Source organism: Streptomyces lonarensis, from assembly GCF_012033735.1.
Taxonomy (GTDB): Bacteria; Actinomycetota; Actinomycetes; order Streptomycetales; family Streptomycetaceae; genus Streptomyces; species Streptomyces lonarensis.
On sequence record NZ_JAAVJD010000382.1, the window covers coordinates 1 to 3183 of the forward strand.

Consider the following 3183-nt stretch of genomic DNA (forward strand, 5'->3'; position numbering starts at 1 on the left):
GCCCGGAGGCGACGGTGCCGACGATCATCACGCCGCCGTCCTCCTCGCCCAGCTCGGCGAGTTCGGAGCGCAGCCGGTGCAGCGCCCAGAAGACGACGGGGACGGGCAGCACCCCGGCGGGAGCGGGCGCGGCCGAGCCGGCGGCGCGCCCGAGCAGGGCACCCGGCGGGAACGGCTGCGGGATCACCCGCACGGGTGCACACCGACGGGACCGCCCCGCCCTCGCACCGCATCGACCGCCGCCGATCCCGGAGCGGCGCACCACCGCCGCCCGGCGCGGGCGCGCCGGTCAGCCGCCCGGCTCGGCGGCGGTCTGACGCGGAAGGGTGGGCTGGTGCGGCAGCATCGACTGGACCAGGCGGAGGAACATCCCGACGGCGCGGGCGAGTTCGTCCGCCTCGTCGCGGCGGACGGCATTGCGGACACCGGCCTCGACCCGCTCCCGGCGCGCGGCGCTCGCCGTGAAGAGCGCGCTCCACTCCGCCAGCTCCGGGGCCGCCTCCGGCAGCATCTCCCACACGCTGCGGATGCGGCGGCGCCCCCGCTCGGTGACCTCGGGCCGGCCGCGGACGGCCACCACGGCGGCGGCGGCCCGCAGGGCGGCGAGGTGGACGGCGACGTAGGCGTCCCCAGGGTCCTCGCAGGCGGCGGCCGTCTCCAGGCCACGTTCGGCCTTGTCCAACAGGTCGAGGGCGGCCGGGGGCGCGGCGGCACGGCGCAGTACGGGGTGCACGTCGGCCGGGCTTCCGGTCATGACGAGCCTCCTGTCGTCATTCGGCGGTCTGTCGGCGACGGGCGCCCCGGCGGGCGGCCCGCCATCGGCGGACATCTCGCATCCGAACACATGCTGACGCATGCCACTGACAATCAGTGCCCAGCCGGACCGGCGGGCGAACCCCGCTCCCGGCGCGTGACGGGAACGCAGCAGGTCCAAGGGGCCGCGGCGGCGGCACGGCACGGCCGCGGCGGCCGCGGGGCCACCGCGGCGCGTTACCGGGGGGGCGGTGCGGCGCGGCACGGACGGCGGCGGGACGGCGGCACGCCCCGCGGGGCCCGGCAGGCGGGGACGGCGCGCGGCGCGGCGCGCTCTCGGGAACGCCACAGCGGAACGCGGAGCGGCCGCGGCACGGAACCCCCCGGTTCCTCGTGCCACGGCCGCCCGTGCCCCCCCCCCCCACACCCCCGTCGGGCGGGTCACCGGCCCCCCGACCGGTTGCGTGACCCTCCCCGCGCGCCCGACGGCCCAGCCGTCGGGCCGACCGCGGCCCACCTTCCGCCGCCCCGTGTCGGCGGTCCGGTGGTCCCGGCCCGTGGGCATCACTCTGCCGCCGGTGCCGCCACCGGCCCATGAGCGCTCGTACTCAGCCGGGTACTCAGACGGCGCCACCGCCCTGGGTACCCGACGGAGGGCACCGGGCCGCCCGTCCGGCCGTCGCCGCCCCGGCAGTAGGGTGCCGTGCATGGCAGGGATCGTGGTGGTCGGCGCCGGTGCGGGCGCCCTGGCGGCGGCGGCGCGACTGGCGACAGCCGGCCACCGGGTGACGGTGGTCGAGCGCTCGGAGGCGGTGGGCGGCGCGATCGGCGCCCACCGGCAGGACGGCTTCGCCTTCGACACCGGGCCCGGGCTGCTGCACTTCCCGGCGGTGTACCGGGATCTGTTCCTCAAGACCGGGCGGGCCGCCCTGGAGCAGTGCGTGGAGCTGCGGCGGGTGGACCCGGCCGTCGAGCACCGGTTCTCCGACGGCACCGTGCTGCGGCTGCCCGGCTTCTCCCGGGCGGGGGTCCGCCGGGCGCTCGACGAAGCGGTCGGGGCCGCGGCGGGTGAGCGCTGGCACGGTGTGCTGGGCCGGGCCCGCGAGACCTGGGAGGCCACTCGCCGGCCGCTGCTGGAGGAGCCGCTGACGGCTGCCGCCCGCGAGGCGGCGCGCGAGGACCCCTACCCCGTCCGCAGAGCTGGGCTGCTGCGCCGCCGTGCCCGGACGCTCGCGGCCATGGCGCGGGACGAGCTGCGCCACCCCGCCACCGAAGCGGTGCTCGCCTCGGTGGTGCGCCGCCACGGACTGGACCCGGAGAAGGCACCGGCCTCGGCTGCCGTGCTGGCGTACGTGGAGGAGACCTTCGGGACCTGGTACCCGGTGGGTGGGATGCGCGCGCTGGTCGAGGCGCTGCGCCGACGGTGCGAGGAACGACGGGTCGAGTTCGCACTGGGCGCCGAGGCCGTGCGCGTGCTGGAACGCGACGGACGCGCCGCGGGAGTGGAGCTGGCCGACGGCCGGCGTCTCCCCGCCGAGACGGTGGTGTGGGGCGCCCCCTGGCCGGGTGCCGGACGGACCCGCGGCACCGCCGGGCGGCTGGTGGTGCTGCTGGCGCTCCGGGGTGCGCACCCGGCCGGGACGCCGCACCGCACCGTGGTGCACCCTCCTCCGGTGCCCGGCGGCGCGCCCGGCCCGGCCGTCACCGTCGACCGCCCCGACGACCCGGCGGCCGCACCGGACGCGGCGCACGCCACCGCGGTCCTCACCACCGAGGTGGCACCGCACCGGGCGGGCGCCCCGGCCCCGGGCCGGTCGGCCGACGCCGCCGAGCCTGTCGACTGGGACGCGCCCGGGGCGGCCGACGCCCACGCCGACCGGATGGCGGAGCTGGTCGCGGCCGCCGACCCGACGCTGACGGAACGCGTGCTGTGGCGGGTGGTGCTGACCCCGGCCGACCTGGAACGGAGCACCGGCGTGCCCGGCGGTGTGGTGGCTCCTCCGGTACTGGCGGGGGCGGACGGCACGTTCCTGGCGCCCGCGACCGAGGGGCGGCTGCCGGGGGCCTACCGGGTCGGTGGGCAGGCACACCCGGGCGGCGGCCTGATCCACGCCGGGATGTCCGGGGCGCTGGCGGCGGGGCTGATCGTCGAGGGCCCGGGGTGGCGGGGGTCCTACTGAACGGGGGCGCCGCCCGGGCGTACGGGGCGTTCTGAGCGGGTCCTTCCGGGCAGGCGGCGGCCCCCGCGGGGTGCGGGCCGTCGGGCGACGGCGGCTCGCTGCCGGCGGCTGCGCGTGACCTCCGCGTCGCCGGCCCACGTCGCGGGTGACGGCAGTGCGGACTCATTGACGCGGTCCGGCCGGTACAGGGCAGGGGCGGGGACGCCGCGCGGCCCCTCGCCCCGCGCGACGGCTACGGGGCCACCGGCTA

At 79.4% G+C, this 3183-nt stretch carries 2 protein-coding genes and 1 pseudogene; 1 reads left to right on the forward strand and 2 read right to left on the reverse strand.

What is annotated here, in order from left to right; genetic code table 11:
- Both HCN56_RS24750 and HCN56_RS24755 read right to left on the reverse strand, forming a co-directional pair.
- Positions 1–193: pseudogene (locus HCN56_RS24750) on the reverse strand (hypothetical protein); the annotation flags it as partial.
- Positions 194–289: 96 nt separating this feature from the next.
- Positions 290–754 carry an SAV_6107 family HEPN domain-containing protein gene (locus HCN56_RS24755; protein ID WP_167974769.1) on the reverse strand — a complete coding sequence of 155 codons (465 nt, stop codon included), beginning with the start codon at positions 752–754 and terminating at the stop codon, positions 290–292.
- 706 nt (positions 755–1460) lie between these two features.
- Between HCN56_RS24755 and HCN56_RS24760 the strand changes: the two genes are divergently transcribed.
- Positions 1461–2933 (forward strand): phytoene desaturase family protein, encoded by a 1473-nt coding sequence (locus tag HCN56_RS24760; protein ID WP_167974771.1) that lies wholly within the window; start codon positions 1461–1463, stop codon positions 2931–2933.
- The last annotated feature ends 250 nt before the right edge of the window (positions 2934–3183 follow it).

Excerpts from the sequence above, each read along its gene's own strand:
- HCN56_RS24760 (WP_167974771.1), top strand. The coding sequence starts at position 1,461 with ATGGCAGGGATCGTGGTGGTCGGCGCCGGTGCGGGCGCCCTGGCGGCG.
- HCN56_RS24755 (WP_167974769.1), bottom strand. The coding sequence starts at position 754 with ATGACCGGAAGCCCGGCCGACGTGCACCCCGTACTGCGCCGTGCCGCC.